The organism is Leifsonia sp. NPDC058194 (genome assembly GCF_042883605.1).
In the GTDB taxonomy this organism is placed as follows: Bacteria; Actinomycetota; Actinomycetes; order Actinomycetales; family Microbacteriaceae; genus Leifsonia.
In genome coordinates, this window is sequence record NZ_JBHVVL010000001.1 from 1,339,698 (window position 1) to 1,355,701 (window position 16,004).

16 protein-coding genes are annotated in these 16,004 nt (G+C 71.1%); 5 read left to right on the plus strand and 11 right to left on the minus strand.

The window, feature by feature from the left end; all coding sequences use genetic code 11:
* Positions 1-30: 30 nt before the first annotated feature.
* The 6 genes from ACFVU2_RS06450 to ACFVU2_RS06475 are packed head-to-tail and all read right to left on the minus strand — an operon-like array spanning position 31 to position 2,790.
* On the minus strand, positions 31-561 hold the full coding sequence (locus ACFVU2_RS06450; RefSeq protein ID WP_387872260.1) for a phage tail protein: 531 nt from the start codon (positions 559-561) through the stop codon (positions 31-33).
* A gap of 7 nt (positions 562-568) precedes the next feature.
* The gene (locus tag ACFVU2_RS06455) at positions 569-1,069 is read right to left on the minus strand and encodes a phage tail protein (protein WP_387872262.1); all 501 of its coding nucleotides are present in this window, start codon (positions 1,067-1,069) and stop codon (positions 569-571) included.
* A 14-nt stretch (positions 1,070-1,083) separates the two neighbouring features.
* Positions 1,084-1,593: a phage tail protein gene (locus ACFVU2_RS06460; protein ID WP_387872263.1), complete on the minus strand. Its 510-nt coding sequence runs from the start codon at positions 1,591-1,593 to the stop codon at positions 1,084-1,086.
* Positions 1,593-1,913 carry a DUF6916 family protein gene (locus tag ACFVU2_RS06465; protein ID WP_387872265.1) on the minus strand — a complete coding sequence of 107 codons (321 nt, stop codon included), beginning with the start codon at positions 1,911-1,913 and terminating at the stop codon, positions 1,593-1,595. Before ACFVU2_RS06465 ends, ACFVU2_RS06460 begins: the two co-directional genes overlap by 1 nt.
* A complete protein-coding gene (locus ACFVU2_RS06470) occupies positions 1,910-2,374 on the minus strand; it encodes a GNAT family N-acetyltransferase (protein WP_387872267.1) in 465 nt (154 codons plus the stop codon). Before ACFVU2_RS06470 ends, ACFVU2_RS06465 begins: the two co-directional genes overlap by 4 nt.
* A complete protein-coding gene (locus tag ACFVU2_RS06475) occupies positions 2,374-2,790 on the minus strand; it encodes a DUF6916 family protein (RefSeq protein ID WP_387872269.1) in 417 nt (138 codons plus the stop codon). Before ACFVU2_RS06475 ends, ACFVU2_RS06470 begins: the two co-directional genes overlap by 1 nt.
* 179 nt (positions 2,791-2,969) lie before the next feature.
* On the opposite strand from ACFVU2_RS06475, the gene ACFVU2_RS06480 reads away from it, so the two are divergent.
* Positions 2,970-6,800, plus strand: a complete 3,831-nt coding sequence (locus ACFVU2_RS06480; RefSeq protein ID WP_387872271.1) for a beta strand repeat-containing protein — start codon at positions 2,970-2,972, stop codon at positions 6,798-6,800.
* A 25-nt stretch (positions 6,801-6,825) separates the two neighbouring features.
* Positions 6,826-7,875, plus strand: a complete 1,050-nt coding sequence (locus ACFVU2_RS06485) for a zinc-dependent alcohol dehydrogenase family protein (protein ID WP_387872273.1) — start codon at positions 6,826-6,828, stop codon at positions 7,873-7,875.
* A 120-nt stretch (positions 7,876-7,995) separates the two neighbouring features.
* Here ACFVU2_RS06485 and ACFVU2_RS06490 read toward each other — a convergent pair whose 3' ends face one another.
* The 3 genes from ACFVU2_RS06490 to ACFVU2_RS06500 form a co-directional block, all read right to left on the minus strand.
* On the minus strand, positions 7,996-8,586 hold the full coding sequence (locus ACFVU2_RS06490; RefSeq protein WP_387872275.1) for a nitroreductase family protein: 591 nt from the start codon (positions 8,584-8,586) through the stop codon (positions 7,996-7,998).
* A 126-nt stretch (positions 8,587-8,712) separates the two neighbouring features.
* On the minus strand, positions 8,713-9,723 hold the full coding sequence (locus ACFVU2_RS06495) for a LacI family DNA-binding transcriptional regulator (RefSeq protein ID WP_387872277.1): 1,011 nt from the start codon (positions 9,721-9,723) through the stop codon (positions 8,713-8,715).
* An 8-nt stretch (positions 9,724-9,731) separates the two neighbouring features.
* Positions 9,732-11,258, minus strand: a complete 1,527-nt coding sequence (locus tag ACFVU2_RS06500; RefSeq protein WP_387872279.1) for an alpha-N-arabinofuranosidase — start codon at positions 11,256-11,258, stop codon at positions 9,732-9,734.
* A 220-nt stretch (positions 11,259-11,478) separates the two neighbouring features.
* On the opposite strand from ACFVU2_RS06500, the gene ACFVU2_RS06505 reads away from it, so the two are divergent.
* Genes ACFVU2_RS06505 through ACFVU2_RS06515 form a run of 3 tightly spaced genes read left to right on the plus strand, consistent with a single transcriptional unit; the run spans position 11,479 to position 14,541 of the window.
* Complete coding sequence (locus tag ACFVU2_RS06505; protein WP_387872281.1) at positions 11,479-12,729, plus strand: extracellular solute-binding protein; 1,251 nt, start codon at positions 11,479-11,481, stop codon at positions 12,727-12,729.
* Positions 12,730-12,763: 34 nt separating this feature from the next.
* Positions 12,764-13,711: a carbohydrate ABC transporter permease gene (locus ACFVU2_RS06510; protein WP_387872282.1), complete on the plus strand. Its 948-nt coding sequence runs from the start codon at positions 12,764-12,766 to the stop codon at positions 13,709-13,711.
* Between the two features lie 2 nt (positions 13,712-13,713).
* Entirely contained in the window at positions 13,714-14,541 is an 828-nt protein-coding gene (locus ACFVU2_RS06515) for a carbohydrate ABC transporter permease (protein ID WP_387872283.1), read from the plus strand.
* On the opposite strand, the gene ACFVU2_RS06520 is transcribed toward ACFVU2_RS06515, so the two are convergent.
* Positions 14,492-15,022: a hypothetical protein gene (locus ACFVU2_RS06520; protein WP_387872284.1), complete on the minus strand. Its 531-nt coding sequence runs from the start codon at positions 15,020-15,022 to the stop codon at positions 14,492-14,494. The two genes, ACFVU2_RS06515 and ACFVU2_RS06520, sit on opposite strands and share 50 nt — an antisense overlap.
* Complete coding sequence (locus ACFVU2_RS06525) at positions 15,019-15,690, minus strand: VOC family protein (protein ID WP_387872285.1); 672 nt, start codon at positions 15,688-15,690, stop codon at positions 15,019-15,021. The genes ACFVU2_RS06520 and ACFVU2_RS06525 overlap by 4 nt, the downstream gene beginning before the upstream one ends.
* Between the last annotated feature and the right edge of the window lie 314 nt (positions 15,691-16,004).

Sequence of the window (16,004 nt, forward strand, 5' to 3'; positions counted from 1 at the left end):
GCGCGGGCGCCGCGCTGCGGCCGGCGCCCGTCAGGGGCGCCAGGGGAAGATCCCCTGCAGGGCGATGATGAAGTTCAGCGCCAGGTAGGGCTGCAGGTTGTTGTGCGGCTGGGACCCTCCGGCGGCGCCGAACGCGTCCTGCGCGAGCGGTACCGTGCCCGCCGTGCCGTAGGCGGCCTCGGTCGCCCGGCCGGTGCGCGGCACGGCGAACGACGATCCCGCCGCCGTGCCGGTCGTTCCGGCCGTCGGGGTCACCTGCACGCCGTGGGTGTGCACCGGGATCTCCGACTGCAGCAGTTGGACCGTCGGCGCCCCGCCCGCCATGCCGAGGGGGACATCGCCCAGGGAGGTCGGGTCGTATCCGGTGCCGATCGGGACGGCGCCCCGCAGATCGGGCAGGGCGAATGTCGCCTTCCCGTCGCCGCCGAAGTTCGTACCCAGCAGGGAGAACAGGGCGGTGTTCTGGCTGATCGCTACCAGCTGCCCGCGGCAGAACGCCCAGCCGGTGGGCGGGAAGTTGAACGCGCCGAGCCGGATCTCGCCGACGAATTGGTCGGTCATGGTTGCCTCAGTTCTGGTTCGGGAACATGCCGTTGAGGCAGATGATGAACGACACCGCGAGGGACGGCGCCAGGTTGTTGTGCGGCTGTGCGCCGCCGACGGTCGAGACGGAGGCCGTCGACATCGTCCCGGACGCGCTCGCCGCGAACGCCGCCTTGCCCGGCTGGGCGAGATAGCTCGTCCCGGTGGGGGTGACGACCGTGGCGGCCGCGGCGACGGCGGCCGGATGGGTGTGCTGCGGGAGCTCCGCCAGGGTCAGGGTGTGCGCCGCTTCGCCCGCCGCCTGCCCCAGGGGGTAGGCGCTGTCCGAGAAGCCCAGCGGCACCCGGCCCATGAGGTTCGGGAGGTTGAACGTCGTCCGGCCGTCGCCGCCGTACAGGGTGCCGAGCAGCGAGAACAGGGCCTGGTTCTGGTTGATCGGCAGCGTCTGGCCGTTGCACAGCGCCCAGTTCTTGGGCGCGAAATTGAACGAGGCGAGTCGGATCTCGCCCATGTACGGGAAGGACATCGAATCGCTCCTGGTTAGCTCTGGCTGGGGAAGACACCGGCGAGGGAGATGATGAAGTTCACGGCCACGTAGGGCTGCCGGTTCTCGTGCGGCTGCGAGCCGCCTGCGGGCGCGAGCTGCTGCGGCGCCAGCGCCAGGCTGGGGGCCGCGGAGCTGTACGGGACATCGGCCCACGACGACAGGTAGGCGCCGGCCGCGGAGGCCGTGGTCGGGGAGGAGCCGACGGCGGGCAGATGCGTGTGGCTGGGGATCTGCGGGGTCAGCAGCGTCACCGAGTCGGTGCCGACGGACGTGCCGATCGGATAGGACCCGGCACTCGACGAACCGTAGTGCAGGGGGAAGCGGGCGGTGAGGTTCGGCAGGGCGAACGTCGTCTGGCCGTCGCCGCCGTAGGTCGTGCCGATCAGCTGGTACAGCGTCTCGTTCTCCGCGATCGGCAGCACCTGGCCCTGGCACAGCAGCCAGTCGAGCGGGGCGAACGTGCCCGCGAACATGCGGATCTCTCCGACATAGGGCTGGCCCATCAGTTCTCCTCCTGTGCTGCCTGGGCGAACGTCGCCTCGAGCGTGAGCGTCTGCCCGTCTCCCGATCGTCCGCTCGGGACGAGGAACACCGGCTCGGCCACCGCGTGACCCTCGGGACCGGATGCGGCGAGCTCGTAGGTCTGCTGGTCGACGGGCACCTCAGGTCCGCCCTCGAAGTGCAGGGTGTACGTCACCCACTGCTCGGTGCGGTGGGCGTCCGAGACGGCGGCCAGATACAGCTCGTGCGTCCGGCCGTCCGCGGCGGTCGCGCGCACCGTGCTGCCGGCGAGTGCCGCCCAGTCGGCGTGCGTCGCGGTCATCCGTCGACCGCCGTCGCCATCAGCACGTAGCCGAACTGCTCCGAGACCACCTCGAAGCCGTGGCGCTCGTAGAGGCGCCGCGCTCCGTGGTTGAGGCTCCAGACCGAGAGGGTGACGTGCTCGGCTCCGTGCACGAGGTCCGCGATGATCTCGGAGGCGATGCCGCGTCCGCGGTGCGGCGTGAGCACGGCGATGTCGACCAGATGCCGGCGGCCGCCGTCGTCGTCCACCGTCACGGTGCCGACCGGCTCTCCCGCAACGGTGATGATCGACGTGTGCGCGTGCGGGTAGCGGGCGCGGCGGTCGGCGGCGTGCGCGCGGAACTGCATGCCGAGCAGCGGGTCGATCTGCTCCTCGGGGAGGCCGGTGAACTCGACTCGTCGCGCGTCGACGAACACCCGGCGGAGGAAGGCGTCGTCCGCGGCGGCCGCGGGGCGCAGCTCCGCCGTCAGCAATGCCATCACGCCGTCCGGTTCACGACGGCCTGCATGGTCCGGGTCAGACCCGGGCGGCCGATCGGGCTGAGGAACAGGGAGACGTCGGGGGTGCCGGAGCGGCTCAGCGTGTAGATGCCGTCCGTCGCGCCGGAATCGGCGCTGAACAGCAGCAGGAAGCGGTGCTCGTCGCCCGCGGCCTCCGCCGAGAGGTCGTCCACGTCGGTGAGCACCAGGTGAATCGTCCGCTCGCTGTCCGACGCGACGAATGGACGACCGATGGCGGGCGTGAACAGGGAGCGGACGGCTTCAGCGGTCGCCGGTGCGGCCGCCGCTGCAGCGAGGGGAGCCGAGCCGGTACGTGCGAGCGCAGGTGCGGCCGGGAGCAGGACGGCGACGCCGAGGCCGCCGAGTGCGGACGCCATCACGGTACGGCGCGACACCTCGGGCACGGTTGTCCTCTCTGGGTGCTGCACGCTGTCGGAGGCGCGCAGCCTGGATGCGAGCTTAGGGCATGGCCCGCGTCCCCCTCTGGCCCTCACAGAGGGGCCAACGACGCTGGGCCGCTGCCCACTAGCATCGGTATGCCCGCTTCATGAGCCCGTGCGAGGAGCCCGACTCGATGCACTCCCGTTTCGCACGTCCGTCCGTCGCAGCCCTGACCGTCGCCGCCGTGCTGGCCTCCCTGTCGGTCGTCGGCATCGCCGCACCGGCCCAGGCGGCCGACCGCACGTACACGGTGTCGACCGAAGCCGACACCGATGTGAACGGCGCCTGCACGGACGCCGCGGTGACCGACCCCGGCTCTCCCGTCAGCCTGCGCGCGGCGGCCTGCGTCGCCGGCAACCGCGGCGGCTCGACGGTCGTCGACGTCCCCAGCGGCCTCTACCGGGTCGCGCGCGCCATCCCGGTCGGTCGCACCGCGGCCGCCGACATCACCATCCGGGGCGAGGCGGGCACGGCCATCGTCGGCGGCGGGTCCGAGCGTCTCTTCACCCTCGACCCCGGTCTCGTCGGCGGCATCGACGTGACCCTCGACACGCTGGACATCTCCGGTGGGGAGGACTACGGCTTCGGCGGCGGCGCGGTCGTCGGCGGCTCCGCGAACGCGGCGACCGCCGACACCCTGACGATCACCGGCTCCCGGTTCAGCCTCAACCGCGCGAACGTGGGCAGCAGCCCATCGACGGCGAACCCCGGCGGCGCCGTCCAGTTCGCCGGCGGCTCCCTGCACGTCGACTCCAGCACCTTCCTCAAGAACGATTCGGGCATCGGGTCCGGCGGCGCGATCTCGTACCAGGCGACCGGGACGACGACCGGGGAGGCGTTCACCGTCACCGGGAGCACATTCGCCGACAACGAGGCCACCGCGACCGGTGTCACCGGAGGCGCCGCCATCGCGATCAGCGCGCCGCAGGCGACGCCGACATCGCCCACCCTCTCCATCAGCGGGTCGACCTTCACAGGCAACACGGTGGACACCCCGACCAGCCGCTTCACCGGCGCCGGGGTGTGGCTCGACGGCGGGGCCCTCAGCATCACCGGATCCACCTTCACCGGCAACCAGAACGGCACCGGCGGGTCGGCGATCGCAGTGACCGCGGGCACGCTCACCGCCGCATACAACCGCATCACGGACAACGCGAGCCCGGCCGTGGCGGTCATCGGCGGAGCCGCGACGGCCACCGGCAACTGGTGGGGATGCCCCGCCGGCCCGGGCACCCCGGGATGCGATATCGTCACGGGTGCGGCGACGACCGCGCCGTCCCTCACCCTCGCCGTCAGCGCTTCCCCCTCCTCGATCGTGCTGCCCGGCCAGACGACCACCGCCGTCACCGCCCAGTTCCGCCTGTCCGACGGCACGCCCGTTCAGGCCACCGATCTGGGCGCCTTCGCAGGTCTTCCGATCACGTGGGCCGCGCCGGGCGGCGGTGCCGCCGTCTCGCCGTCCTCCGGTTCGATCGCCGCGGCGACCGGCTCCGCGAGCACGACCTTCACGGCGTCCGCGCCGGGAGCACGCACCGTCACCGCGACTCTCGACCACGCGACCGTGATCACGCCGATCGCGGTGAACGCCGCGCCCGCCTTCCTCACCGGCGCCGTCATCACCGGCGAGCTCGGGACATCCGGGAGCTTCACCGTCGCCGCGTCCGGCTACCCCTTGCCGACGCTGAGCGCGACTGGCGATCTCCCGACCGGTGTGACCTTCGCGGACAACGGCAGCGGCATCGCCACCATCGCCGGAACGCCCACGGGAGAGCCGCGGGACTACCCGCTCGTCATCACGGCTCACAGCTCCGCCGGCGACACCACCCAGAACGTCACCTACTCGCTCTTCGCGGCCTCCGCCTTCAGCAGCGCGAACGCGGCCACCTTCACCGCGGGCACGGCGGGCGCGTTCACCGTCGAGACGACCGGACGCCCGACCGCCGACCCGATCACCCTCACCGGTACGCTCCCGACCGGCCTCAGCTTCATCGACAACGGCGACGGGACGGCATCCCTCTCCGGCACGCCGGGCACGGGAACCGGTGGCGTGTACTCGCTTCGGCTCACCGCGGCGAACGGACACGGCGCCGCAGCGACGCAGACCTTCACCCTGACCGTGCGGGAGGCACCCGTTTTCACGAGCGGATGGGCGGCCGCGGCCACGGTCGGCGAGTCCTTCAGCTTCCCGATCGTGACGCTCCCCGGGTACCCGGCCCCGTCGATCACGCTCGCCGACGCGCTGCCGGCCGGGCTGACGTTCACGGACGGCGGGGGCATCGCGCTCATCCAGGGCACTCCGACCGGTCCCGGCCAGACCGTCGACATCCATGTGAAGGCGGACAACGGCGTCGCACCCGCCGCGACCGGCACCCTGTCGCTGGTGGTGCGCACGAAGCCGACCATCACGCTCCCGCTCGTCGACCAGAGCGCCATCGCCGGAGCGCCGGTGCGCTTCACCGCCGGGGCGGCCGGCTACCCGGCGCCGGCGGTGAGCTGGGCCGTCTCCACCGACGGCGGCGGATCGTGGACGACGCTGACCGGCGAATCCTCGCCCGTCCTCGACCTCGTCGCGACGACCGCCGACGACGGCAACCGCTACCGCGCGACCTTCAGCAACGCCGCCGGCGCTGTCTCCACCGAGGCCGCCCTCTCGGTCGGCGTGACCCCGGAGTTCACCAGCCCGTCCGGAGCCACGTTCCCGGCCGACGGCTCGGCGCACAGCTTCACCGTGACCACCACCGGGTTCCCGACGGCGACGCTCAGCGCGTCCGGCAGTCTGCCCGCGTGGCTCACCTTCACCGACAACGGCGACGGGACCGCCACCCTCGCCGGCGCCCCCACGACCGGTGCAGGCGGCCTGTACCCGCTGACCGTCACCGCAGCCAACGGCTACCAGCCGGACGCGGAGCAGAGCTTCGTGCTCACGGTCGCGCAGCCGTCCGCCATCACCAGCGCGGACGCGACCGGCTTCGCCGTGGGGACCGCGGGATCGTTCACCGTCACCACGACGCCGGGCTTCCCCCAGCTCACGCGCCTGAGCGTGAGCGGGGCACTGCCGTCCGGCGTGACCTTCACCGACCGCGGCGACGGCACGGGCGTCTTCACCGGCATCCCGGCGGCCGGCAGCGGTGGTGTGTACGGGGTGCAGGTGACCGCGGACAACGGCGAGATCACGACGCAGACCCTCACCCTCACGGTGACGGAGACCACAGCCTTCACGACCCCCGCGACGGCATCGGTCACCCGCGGCGTCGCAGCGACCATCGCGATCGGCACCGGCCACGCGTATCCCGCCGTCGACGCGATCGACCTCGTCGGCAGCCTGCCGTCCGGCCTGACCTTCGCATCCACCGGCGGCGCCGCGACGATCTCCGGCACCACGACCGATCCGGCTGGCACGGTGACCGTGCAGCTGAGCGCGCACGCAGCCGGGGAGCCCGACGTGGTCCAGACCCTCGAGCTCACCGTCCTCGACGCTCCGGTGATCATGCTGCCCCTCACACCGCCGACCGCGGACGGGTCGCTCGCGGGCGTTCCGTCGAACCCGGTCGCAGGCCAGACGATCACCCTCGCGGCCGACGGCTTCGCCGCCGACGCGCCCGTGACCTTCGGCATCTACTCGAGCCCTGTGGTCCTGGCCGTCGAGGACGCGGACACGCAGGGCGTGGCCCGGGCCACCGTCGTGATCCCGGCGGGCTACACCGGCCCACACTCGATCGTCGCGATGGGCACCGCCCCGGACGGCAGCGTGCGCGTGCTGCGCACCGACATCGTCCTGCCCGGCGCCGGCGGGTCGGGCGGCGGGTCGACATCCGGGTCCGCAGCAGGATCGCCGGACGGGCTGGCCGACACCGGCCTCGACTCGTCCGCGCTCGGCGGCGCCGGTCTCGTGCTCCTCGCGCTCGGACTGCTCACGCTGGCAGCGGGCGCCATGCGTCGACGCCACCGCGGCATCCGGAGCTGAGGACGGCCGGGCGTAGGCTCGGAGCATGCGCGCTACAGTCCTGCACGGGGAGCGAGACATCCGTCTCGAAGAGGTCCCCGATCCCGTCCTCTCCACCGGCGGCGACGCCATCGTCCGGGTCGTCGCGGCCTGCGTCTGCGGCTCCGATCTCTGGGGGTACCGCGGCATCACGCCGACTCCGAAGCCGCGACGGATCGGTCATGAGTTCGTCGGCGTGGTGGAGGCCGTCGGCCCCGACGTCCGCACCATCAAGCCGGGCGACTTCGTGATCGCGCCGTTCTACGACTGCGACATGACCTGCGTCAACTGCCTCAACGGTGTGAGCACCTCGTGCCTGCACGGCGGCTGGTGGGGCGCCAACGACCGTCTCGGCGGCTTCGCCGACGGCGGGCAGGGTGAGCGCGTTCGGGTTCCGCACGCCGACGGCTCCCTGGTCGCGACGCCGGAGTACCCGCGCGAGGAGCTCATCCCGAGCCTGCTGACCCTGGCCGACGTCATGGGCACGGGTCACCACGCCGCGGTGTCCGCGGGCGTCACCGAGGGCAGCACGGTCGTCGTCGTGGGCGACGGCGCCGTGGGGCTGTGCGCCGTGCTCGCGTCGGCACGGCTCGGCGCCTCCCGCATCGTCGCGATGTCGCGGCACGAGCCGCGTCAGGCCCTCGCCCGCGAGTTCGGCGCGACCGACGTCATCGCCGAGCGCGGGGATGCCGGCGTGGTCGCGGTGAAGGCCCTGTTCGACGGGATCGGCGCGGACTGCGTGCTGGAGGCCGTCGGCATGAAGGAGTCGATGGACCAGGCCATCCGGTCGGTCCGTCCCGGTGGAACGGTCGGCTACGTCGGTGCGCCGAACGGCGGCCCTGAGCTTCCGGTCCGCCCGCTCTTCAACGACAACATCGGCGTCAACGGCGGTGTCGCGCCGGTGCGCAACTACGTCGAGGAGCTGCTGCAGGACGTCTGGTCGGGCGCGATCGAGCCCGGCAAGGTCTTCGACCTGGAACTGCCGCTGAGCGACATCGCCGAGGCGTACGCGGCCATGGACGAGCGCCGGGCGATCAAGTCCCTCGTGCGCCCCTAGCAACCGCCACCCCGCAGGTCCCTCCGCAGGGCCGAAGTTCACGAAAAGGCCCTCATTCCGACGGGAATGAGGGCCTTTTCGTGAACCTCGGCGAGGGGCGGCGGGCGCCGCCTGAGCGCGTCAGGCGCGGACGATCACGACCTCGTCGAGCGGGCGGCGCGAACGCGGGGCGAGCTCGCGCTCGCGCAGCTGCTCGGGCAGTGCGTCCGCATCGCCGATGGTGCCGAGCGCGGTCACCGACACGGGCACGAAGCGCTCCTCGAGGCCGAATGCCGCGCGCAGGCCGTCGGCCTGGAAGCCGCCCATCTGGTGGGTGTGCAGGCCGTCGTGGTGGGCCTGGATGCTGAGGTGCGCGACCGCCTGCCCCACGTCGTACGTGGCCCAGCGGCGCTCGGTGCCTTCGGCGTCGGCGACCTCGGCCACGGCGACGATGAGAACACTCGCAGCTCCCGCCCATGCCTGGTTGAAGCCCAGCAGGTTGGCGACGATGCTGTCGAACTCGGCGGTCCCGCGGCGGGCGACGATGAAGCGCCAGGGCTGGGAGTTGTTGGCGGACGGCGACCAGCGGGCGGCCTCGAGGGCCGCGGTCAGCTTGGTCTCGTCGATGACGGCGACGGTGTCGAACGCCCGCGGGCTCCAGCGCTCGGCGAGCGCGGGGAGCAGGGGCGCGGCGGTCTCGGCGATGCGGGGCGCGACGTCGGTGAGCGACATGGGTGGATCTCCTCGAAGTGTGGATGGCTGGCCTCGAGGCTCCATTGCCCGGCTATATCGATGTAAACACATGGACGCCGGGAGTATTCCGCGAGCGTGTCCACCTGTTACGACGGACGACGCGACTCACGCGCTGCGACGCACGATCAGCGAGCAGTCCGTGGAGATCTCCTGAGGAGGGTCCTGACGTCCGTCCACGCGCGCCGCGAGGAGGTCGACGGCGAGCTTGGCGAGCTGGGCGGTCCCCGGCTCGACCGTGGTCAGCGGCGGCACGGAGAACTCGGCCATCGGCACGTTGTCGAAGCCGACCACGGCGACGTCGTCCGGCGCGCGGAGTCCGCGGGCGGCGAGCTGGTGCAGCGCGCCCAGGGCGAGGGTGTCGTTGAAGCAGAACACGGCGTCCGGGGGCTCGGGGAGGCGCAGCAGGGTCTCCATCCCGCGCGATCCGTCCCGCAGATGCCACTCCTCGGCCACGACGACGAGCTCGGGGGGAGCCGTCCGCCCGTTGGCGTTGAGGGCCTGGAGGAACCCGTCGAGGCGCAGGGAGGCGGCGCTCACGGTGCTGACGCGCGGATTGGTGCCGATGGCGGCGATGCGCCGGTACCCGCGGTCGACGAGGTACTGGGTCGCCAGCTTCGACGCCTCGACGTTCGCCATCGCGACGTGGTCCACCGGCCCGTTGAAGATGCGGTCGCCAAGGATCACGAGGCGGTCGTTCCCGGTCAGGTAGCGCTCGTCGCCCGGGCCGAGGGCGTGCGGCTGGAAGATCAGTCCGTCGGAATGCTGCCGTCGAGCGCCGGACAGGATCGCCAGCTCGGTGTCCCGGCGCCCCCCGGTCTGCTCGATCACGACGGCCCAGTCGTGCCGTTCGGCCTCCTGCATCACCTGACGGGCGAGTGAGCTGAAGTAGTCGATGCCGAGGTCGGGGATGGCCAGCGTGATGCTGCCGGTCCTCCCGGTCTTGAGGCTCCGGGCGGAGGTGTTGATGCGGTAGCCCAGCTCGCTCACGGCGCGCAGCACGCGCTCCCGGGTCTCGGGCCGCACCGACGGGTGGCCGGAGAGGACGTTGGAGACGGTGCGGGCGGTGACGCCCGCCCGGTCGCCGACGTCGGCCATCGTCACGCTGTTCCTGGTCATCCCCACCACTATGGACCCTTCGTGCAGTCGAGGCGGACCGCCGCCCACGAGAGCGGCGGGAGTGCCACGGTGAGCAGTCCGTCGCGCAGGCCGGCCGGCACGGCGCGGGGCACGACGCGCTCGGGGTCCGCCTCCGTGTTGGCCGCGAGGGGATCGTCGTCCCAGAGGGCGTCGACCCGGTCGATGCGCCAGGCGCCGAGCGCGGCGACGTCGAGGGAGGCGACGGCCGCGGTGCTGAGGGAGCGGTTCGTGAGCATGACCTCGACCGTCGTCGCGTCGGGGGACAGGGTGACCGTCGTGCCGACGTCCGACCCCTCGGGGGAGCGGGTGGCGAGCACCGTGTGCCCCGCGCTGCGCGCCGCGGCGGCGAACGGATGGAACGTGGTCTGCCGCCACGCCGGACCGCCGGGCTCGGCGCGGATCGGGCCGATCACGTTCACCAGCTGAGCGAGCGCGGCGATGCCGACGACGTCCGCATGGCGGAGGATGCTCTGGAGCAGGCTGCCGACGACCACGGCATCGGCCAGGGTGTACTCCTCCTCGAGCAGTCGCGGGTGCTGCTCGAAGCGGCGCTCCGGCTTGAGGTCGTCATAGGCGCGGTAGTTCCAGACGTTCCACTCGTCGAGGCTGATGCGCACGTCGCGGGCGGCGGGATGCGCCTCCTTCGCCCGCCGGATGCGTCCCGCGATGTCGTCTAGGAAGGCGTCGAGCGTCTCGGCCGAGCGCACGAAGGCGGCGAGGTCGCCGTCGTTGTAGAAGTAGATGTGGCAGGAGAGGTAGTCCACCAGCTCCACGGTGCGATCGAGGACGGTGTCCTCCCAGGCGCCGAAGGTCGGCATGTCCGCGTTGGAGGATCCGACGGCGACGAGTTCGAGGGTGTCGTCGAACATCCTCATGGCGGTGGCGGCCTGGGCGGCGACCTCCGCGTAGCCCTCGGCGGTGCGGAAGCCGAGCTGCCACGGACCGTCGAGTTCGTTGCCGAGGCACCAGAGGCGCACGTCGTGCGGGTCGGCGGCCCCGTTCCCCACCCGTTCGTCCGAGAGGGCGGTGCCCGACGGGTGGTTCGCGTACTCGAGCAGGTGGAGGGCGGAGCGCAGGTCGCCCAGTCCGAGGTTGACCGCGAGCATCGGCTCGACTCCGGCAGCACGGCACCAGGCGATGAACTCGTCGGTGCCGAACTCGTTGGTCTCGATCGACTTCCAGGCCAGGTCGAGGCGGCGCGGCCGCTGCTCCCGCGGGCCGACGCCGTCGTGCCAGTCGTAGCCCGAGACGAAGTTGCCGCCGGGGTAGCGCACGACCGTCACGCCCAGCTCCGCGACGAGGTCGAGCACGTCGGCGCGGAATCCCTCCGGCGTCGACGAGGGATCCGCCGGGTCGTAGAGCCCTCCGTAGACGCTGCGGCCCAGGTGCTCGACGAACGACCCGAACAGCCGGGGATCTGCGACGCCCACGGGGGTGCCGAGATCGACCGTGATGGGGACGCGCACGGTCTCCGCTGCGCCGGCCGCGGCGGGCGCGGTGGGGGTGGGTGCCACGTCGAACCTCATTTCTTCGGTGAATGTGATGCACCGTACGCGGAGTGGTCTCGCGCTGTCAACCCAAAACCTTTCGGGAAGAAATCTACTGATATCTCTTGACGAAACCCTTTTCGGTCAGCATGATTCGATAAACAACAGATGAGGCGCTCTCAATTCATCGATGAAATGAAAGCGAAACAGGATGCACCTGTCTCATCACACAGAGAGGCGAAACGCGATGAAGCAGAATCGTCGATGGCCGGGCGTCGCGCTCGCCGCGGCGGGGGTGGCGGCGGCACTCGTCCTGAGCGGCTGCTCCGGCAGCTCCGACGGCCCCGCCGACGCAGGCACGACCCTCACGGTCTGGCACTACTACAACACCGACGGACAGGTCGCCGGGCTCCAGAAGCTCGCCGGGTCGTTCGAGAAGAAGCACCCGGGAGTCACCGTCGACTTCCAGTACATCCCCGTCGACCAGATGACGACGAAGGCCGTCACCGCCGCAGGCGCCAAGACGGGACCGGACGTCCTCGTGTTCGGCGCCTCCGGGACGTACCCGCTCGCGCAGGCGGGTGCCATCGAGCCGATGGACGACTGGTGGTCGTCGTACGCCGACAAGGACCAGTTCCCGGACGGCGTGAAGCAGACCGTCGACGGCAAGCTCTACGGGGTGCAGGGATATGTCAACCTGCTCGGCCTCTGGTACAACAAGGACCTGCTCTCCCAGGTCGGTGCCGAGGTCCCCACGTCGATCGACCAGATGCAGGCGGCGATGGCGAAAGCCGTGGCCGCCGGCAAGCAGGGCGTCACCCTCACCGGCAAGCCGGGGCTCGAGAGCCAGTGGCAGGGCTTCCCGTGGTTCACGTCGCACGGGTTCTCCTATGGGGACCCGCAAGCGGCCGCGATGGCCGACACCTACTCGATGCTCCAGGACTGGACGGCGAAGGGATACCTCTCGAAGGAGGCCGCAACCTGGGACCAGACCGTCCCGTTCCAGCAGTTCGCGGCCGGCTCCTCGCTCTTCGCGGTCAACGGCAACTGGCAGATCGCCGCGGCGAAAGAGGCCTCGTTCGCCTACGGCGTCGCGCCGTTGCCGATCTCCAGTGACGGCGGCGTGCTGCTGGGCGGCGAGGTGCAGAACGTCGGAGCGTTCTCGAAGCACAAGGAGCTCGCCCAGCAGTTCCTCGAGGACTCGTTCTTCTCGGTCGACGGCGAGCTCACCCTGCTCGACTCGTTCGGATCGATCCCCGCCCGGGCGGACGCCGCGGCATCGGACAAGATCAGTGCCGACCCGATCCTCAGCGTCTTCGCCGACATCGTGCAGAAGCAGGGGCGGCCGTCGCCGAGTCCGCAGGTGCCGTCGAAGAACGTCAACGATGTCGAGAACCTCGTCGGCAACTACTGGAGCAAGGCGATCTCGGGTGGCGGGACCCCCGATCAGCTCGCCGATGAGCTGATGACCCAGCTCACACCCCTCCTGAAAGGCTGACGATCGGTGGCACGGACCGGCTCTCCCCTCCTCGGTGCGGATTCGACCCGCGCCGCCGACCGCGCGCCGTCGTGGCTCCTCTCGTCGTGGCTCCGGTCGTGCTGTCCGGGGCCGCCTGGGCGACCGCAGGCTCGCCCTCGCGCTCCCGGCAGCGGCGCTCCTCGCCGCCCTGGCGATCTGGCCGCTGACACAGCTCGTCCGGATGAGCGTCAACGACGTGACCGCCGCGACCCTCAACCGGGACTGGGACTTCATCGGGCTCGGCAACTACCAGACGATCGTCGCGGATCCGGACTTCGCCTCGGTCGTCGTCAACACCCTGCTGTTCGTCGTGGTCGTCACGGCCCTCGGGATGCTCGGGGGCTTCGCCGTGGCGGTCGCCGTCTCGTCCTCCACGCGAGGCGGATCGTTCCTGCTCGGGATGATGGTCTTCGTCTGGACGCTCCCCCCGGTGATCAACGGGTCGATCTGGAAGTTCCTGCTCGGCGACCACGGTCTCGTCAACGAACTGCTGCGCGCGATCGGAGTCGCCCCGACGGGGGTCGGCTTCCTCTACGACCCGGCGTTCGCGCTGTGGTCGGTCGCCCTCGTCAATGCCTGGGCGGTCATCCCGTTCAACGCCCTGATCTTCCGTGCGTCGCTGCTCGGGCTCGACGGCGAAGTGCTGGAGGCGGCCCAGGTCGACGGGGCCGGCCCGTGGCAGCGCATCCGCTACATCCTCGCCCCGCACGCGCGGCCCGCGGCGACGGTGCTCACCGTGCTCACCGTCGTCTACGCCTTCCGCAGCTTCGACTTCATCTACGTCATGACCGCCGGGGGGCCCGGAACGGCGTCCACCACGCTGCCGTACCTCGCGTACGCCCAGGCGTTCATCCGGCTCGACTACGGACAGGGCGCCGCCACGGCCTTGCTCGCCCTGGTGGTCGTCCTGGTCTTCGCTCTCGTCTACGTCCGCGACGTCCGTCGCACCGAGGAGGTCTGATCGTGTCGTCACTGCGCCGCCGTCGCGAGCCCGTCGCGTTCGGGATCCGCGTCGTCCTGTACCTCCTCTACGGACTTCCGCTGCTGTGGATCGTGCTCACTTCGCTCAAGAGCCAGGGCGATGTACTCGGCACGCAGTCGTCCTTCCTGTTCCAGCCGACGATCGACGCCTACCGGGAGGCGCTGGCCGACCCGCAGCTGGCGGGATCGATGAGGCAGTCGGCGATCGTCGCCGTCGGCACCACCGTCGTGTGCCTCGCCTTCGCCATCCCCGCGGCGTACGCTCTGGCCCGGCTCCGCTCCCGGGTCGTGCTCGTCGCCCTGGCGGTGCTCGTGATCCTGCAGATGATCCCGCAGACCGCGAACCTCATCCCGTTGTTCTGGCTGCTCTCGCAGTGGGGCCTGATCAACACGGACGCGGGGCTCATCCTGGCGGACGCCGCGCTCTTCCTGCCGTGGGCCGTGCTGCTCCTGCGGCCCTTCTTCGCCGCGATCCCGATCTCGATCGAGGAGGCGGTGCGGATCGACGGCGCCCGCACCCTGCGCACCTTCTTCTCGGTCGCCCTGCCGCTCGCGCGCAACGGAGTGCTCACCGTCTCCGCGATCATCTTCCTGGTCTCGTGGGGCGAGTTCCTCTACGGGATCACGTTCATGCTCTCGCCGGACAAATACCCCATGAGCGCGCTCATCGCGCAGCAGGCCGGGGCGTTCGGGATCGACTGGCCCCGCATGATGGCGTTCGCCGTCGTGTCGGCCGTGCCCGTCTTCGTCGTCTACGTGATCAGTTACCGGCTGTTGAAGACGGGGTTGACGTTGGGAGCGGTGAAGTAGTCGGCACCAGGTCGCGGTACTGCGTGAGCCCGCCGTCGAGCACGGGCACCTGGAGCGTCAGCGTCTCCGATCCGTTCTCGAACGTCACGTCGGTCAGGGCTCCCGGCTTGGCGTCGAGCCCGTCGAACTCGATGGTCTGGCCGTCGGGCACGCCGAGCTGCACCACTCCCGACGGCGCGAGCGAGACCGAATCGCTGCCGGCGGTCGTGTGGATGCTCACGTCCAGCGGCGACGTCCCCTGGTTGACGAGGCTGGCGACCAGGCCGGCGGGGCCGTCGCCGTCGGCGGCGGTCAGGAGCACGGCGTTCGCGACGTAGAGGTCGCCGACGCGGCCGCTCACGCCGTCGCTCGTCTCCTCGATTTGCAGGGTGTCCTGCGGCGCGAAGAGGTCGCAGCCGGTGAGCAGGAGCAGGACGGCGACCGAGAGCCCCGCCGCCGCGCCCGCGCGCGCGCGCACCTTCGTCCGTGTCGATGCCGTCACAGCTCCTCCTCCTCGGAATCGTCGCGCCACGCGGCGATGTCCGCCACATTGCCCTCGGGATCGGCGAGCGACCACCAGTGCGGTTCGCGGGTGTCGGCGGTGAGGCGGCCCCCGGCCGCGAGCATCGCATCCACCCGCCCGGCCGCCTCCGCCCGCGGGACGGAGATGTCGATGTGGAGGCGGTTGCGGTGGGGCATGGGGTGGTCGAGCTGCTGGAAGGCGAAGTCCGGACCACGGCCCAGCGGGTCGACCAGATCGCCGTCGCCGCGCCGGTCGTAGCCGAGCGCGGCCTGCCAGAAGGCCAGCACGGCGGGCACATCCAGGGCGAAGACACTGACCTGGACCGTCTGCGCGCCGGTGGCCGCCGTCTCCACGCCGAGCGCGCGTGCTGCTTCGGAGATGCGCGCGGCGAGGGCCTGATCGCGGAGGCTGATGTCGCCGACGTCGTGGCTGACGAGACGCACGACGAGGGTGCCGTAGCGCAGGTCGAGGTCGGGATGGTGGCCGGCCTCCTCGGCCAGCCGGGCGATCTCGGCGACGAGTGCGGCGCCGCGCTCGAACGTGCCCGTCGCGAATCGCACGACGGCTCCGTCGTACAGCACGGACCAGTCCTCGACGCCGTCGGCGTCGTGGAAGCGACGGGGGGAGATGCGGTCGTCCGTGCCCACGCGGCACAGCTTAGACCCCGTCCCGCACCCCGCAGAAGACTCCTCGTCGCGGCCGATTCTGTTAACGCTCGATGACGCGCACGTAACAATTCGTCACATTCGCGGGGGATTCCCTGAATCCCTTCGCGGGGTACACGAACAGGAGTAAGGGGTACAAAACCCGAGAGTGCATCATCTCCCGAATGGGGCCGGAGTTTTGTTGCCTCTATCAGCATTTTCGATCGCGACGCGCCCGGGATGCCCGATCGCGACACGCCCGGAAAGCAGTGTCCGCGTGTCTGCGGACAGCGGTGGTCGAGGGGGTCGTCCGACGC

What these genes read in the sequence shown, in the direction of transcription:
- ACFVU2_RS06450 (WP_387872260.1), bottom strand. Translation starts at nt 561, where the DNA reads ATGACCGACCAATTCGTCGGCGAGATCCGGCTCGGCGCGTTCAACTTC.
- ACFVU2_RS06455 (WP_387872262.1), bottom strand. Translation starts at nt 1,069, where the DNA reads ATGTCCTTCCCGTACATGGGCGAGATCCGACTCGCCTCGTTCAATTTC.
- ACFVU2_RS06460 (WP_387872263.1), bottom strand. Translation starts at nt 1,593, where the DNA reads ATGGGCCAGCCCTATGTCGGAGAGATCCGCATGTTCGCGGGCACGTTC.
- ACFVU2_RS06465 (WP_387872265.1), bottom strand. Translation starts at nt 1,913, where the DNA reads ATGACCGCGACGCACGCCGACTGGGCGGCACTCGCCGGCAGCACGGTG.
- ACFVU2_RS06470 (WP_387872267.1), bottom strand. Translation starts at nt 2,374, where the DNA reads ATGGCATTGCTGACGGCGGAGCTGCGCCCCGCGGCCGCCGCGGACGAC.
- ACFVU2_RS06480 (WP_387872271.1), top strand. Translation starts at nt 2,970, where the DNA reads ATGCACTCCCGTTTCGCACGTCCGTCCGTCGCAGCCCTGACCGTCGCC.
- ACFVU2_RS06485 (WP_387872273.1), top strand. Translation starts at nt 6,826, where the DNA reads ATGCGCGCTACAGTCCTGCACGGGGAGCGAGACATCCGTCTCGAAGAG.
- ACFVU2_RS06490 (WP_387872275.1), bottom strand. Translation starts at nt 8,586, where the DNA reads ATGTCGCTCACCGACGTCGCGCCCCGCATCGCCGAGACCGCCGCGCCC.
- ACFVU2_RS06495 (WP_387872277.1), bottom strand. Translation starts at nt 9,723, where the DNA reads ATGACCAGGAACAGCGTGACGATGGCCGACGTCGGCGACCGGGCGGGC.
- ACFVU2_RS06505 (WP_387872281.1), top strand. Translation starts at nt 11,479, where the DNA reads ATGAAGCAGAATCGTCGATGGCCGGGCGTCGCGCTCGCCGCGGCGGGG.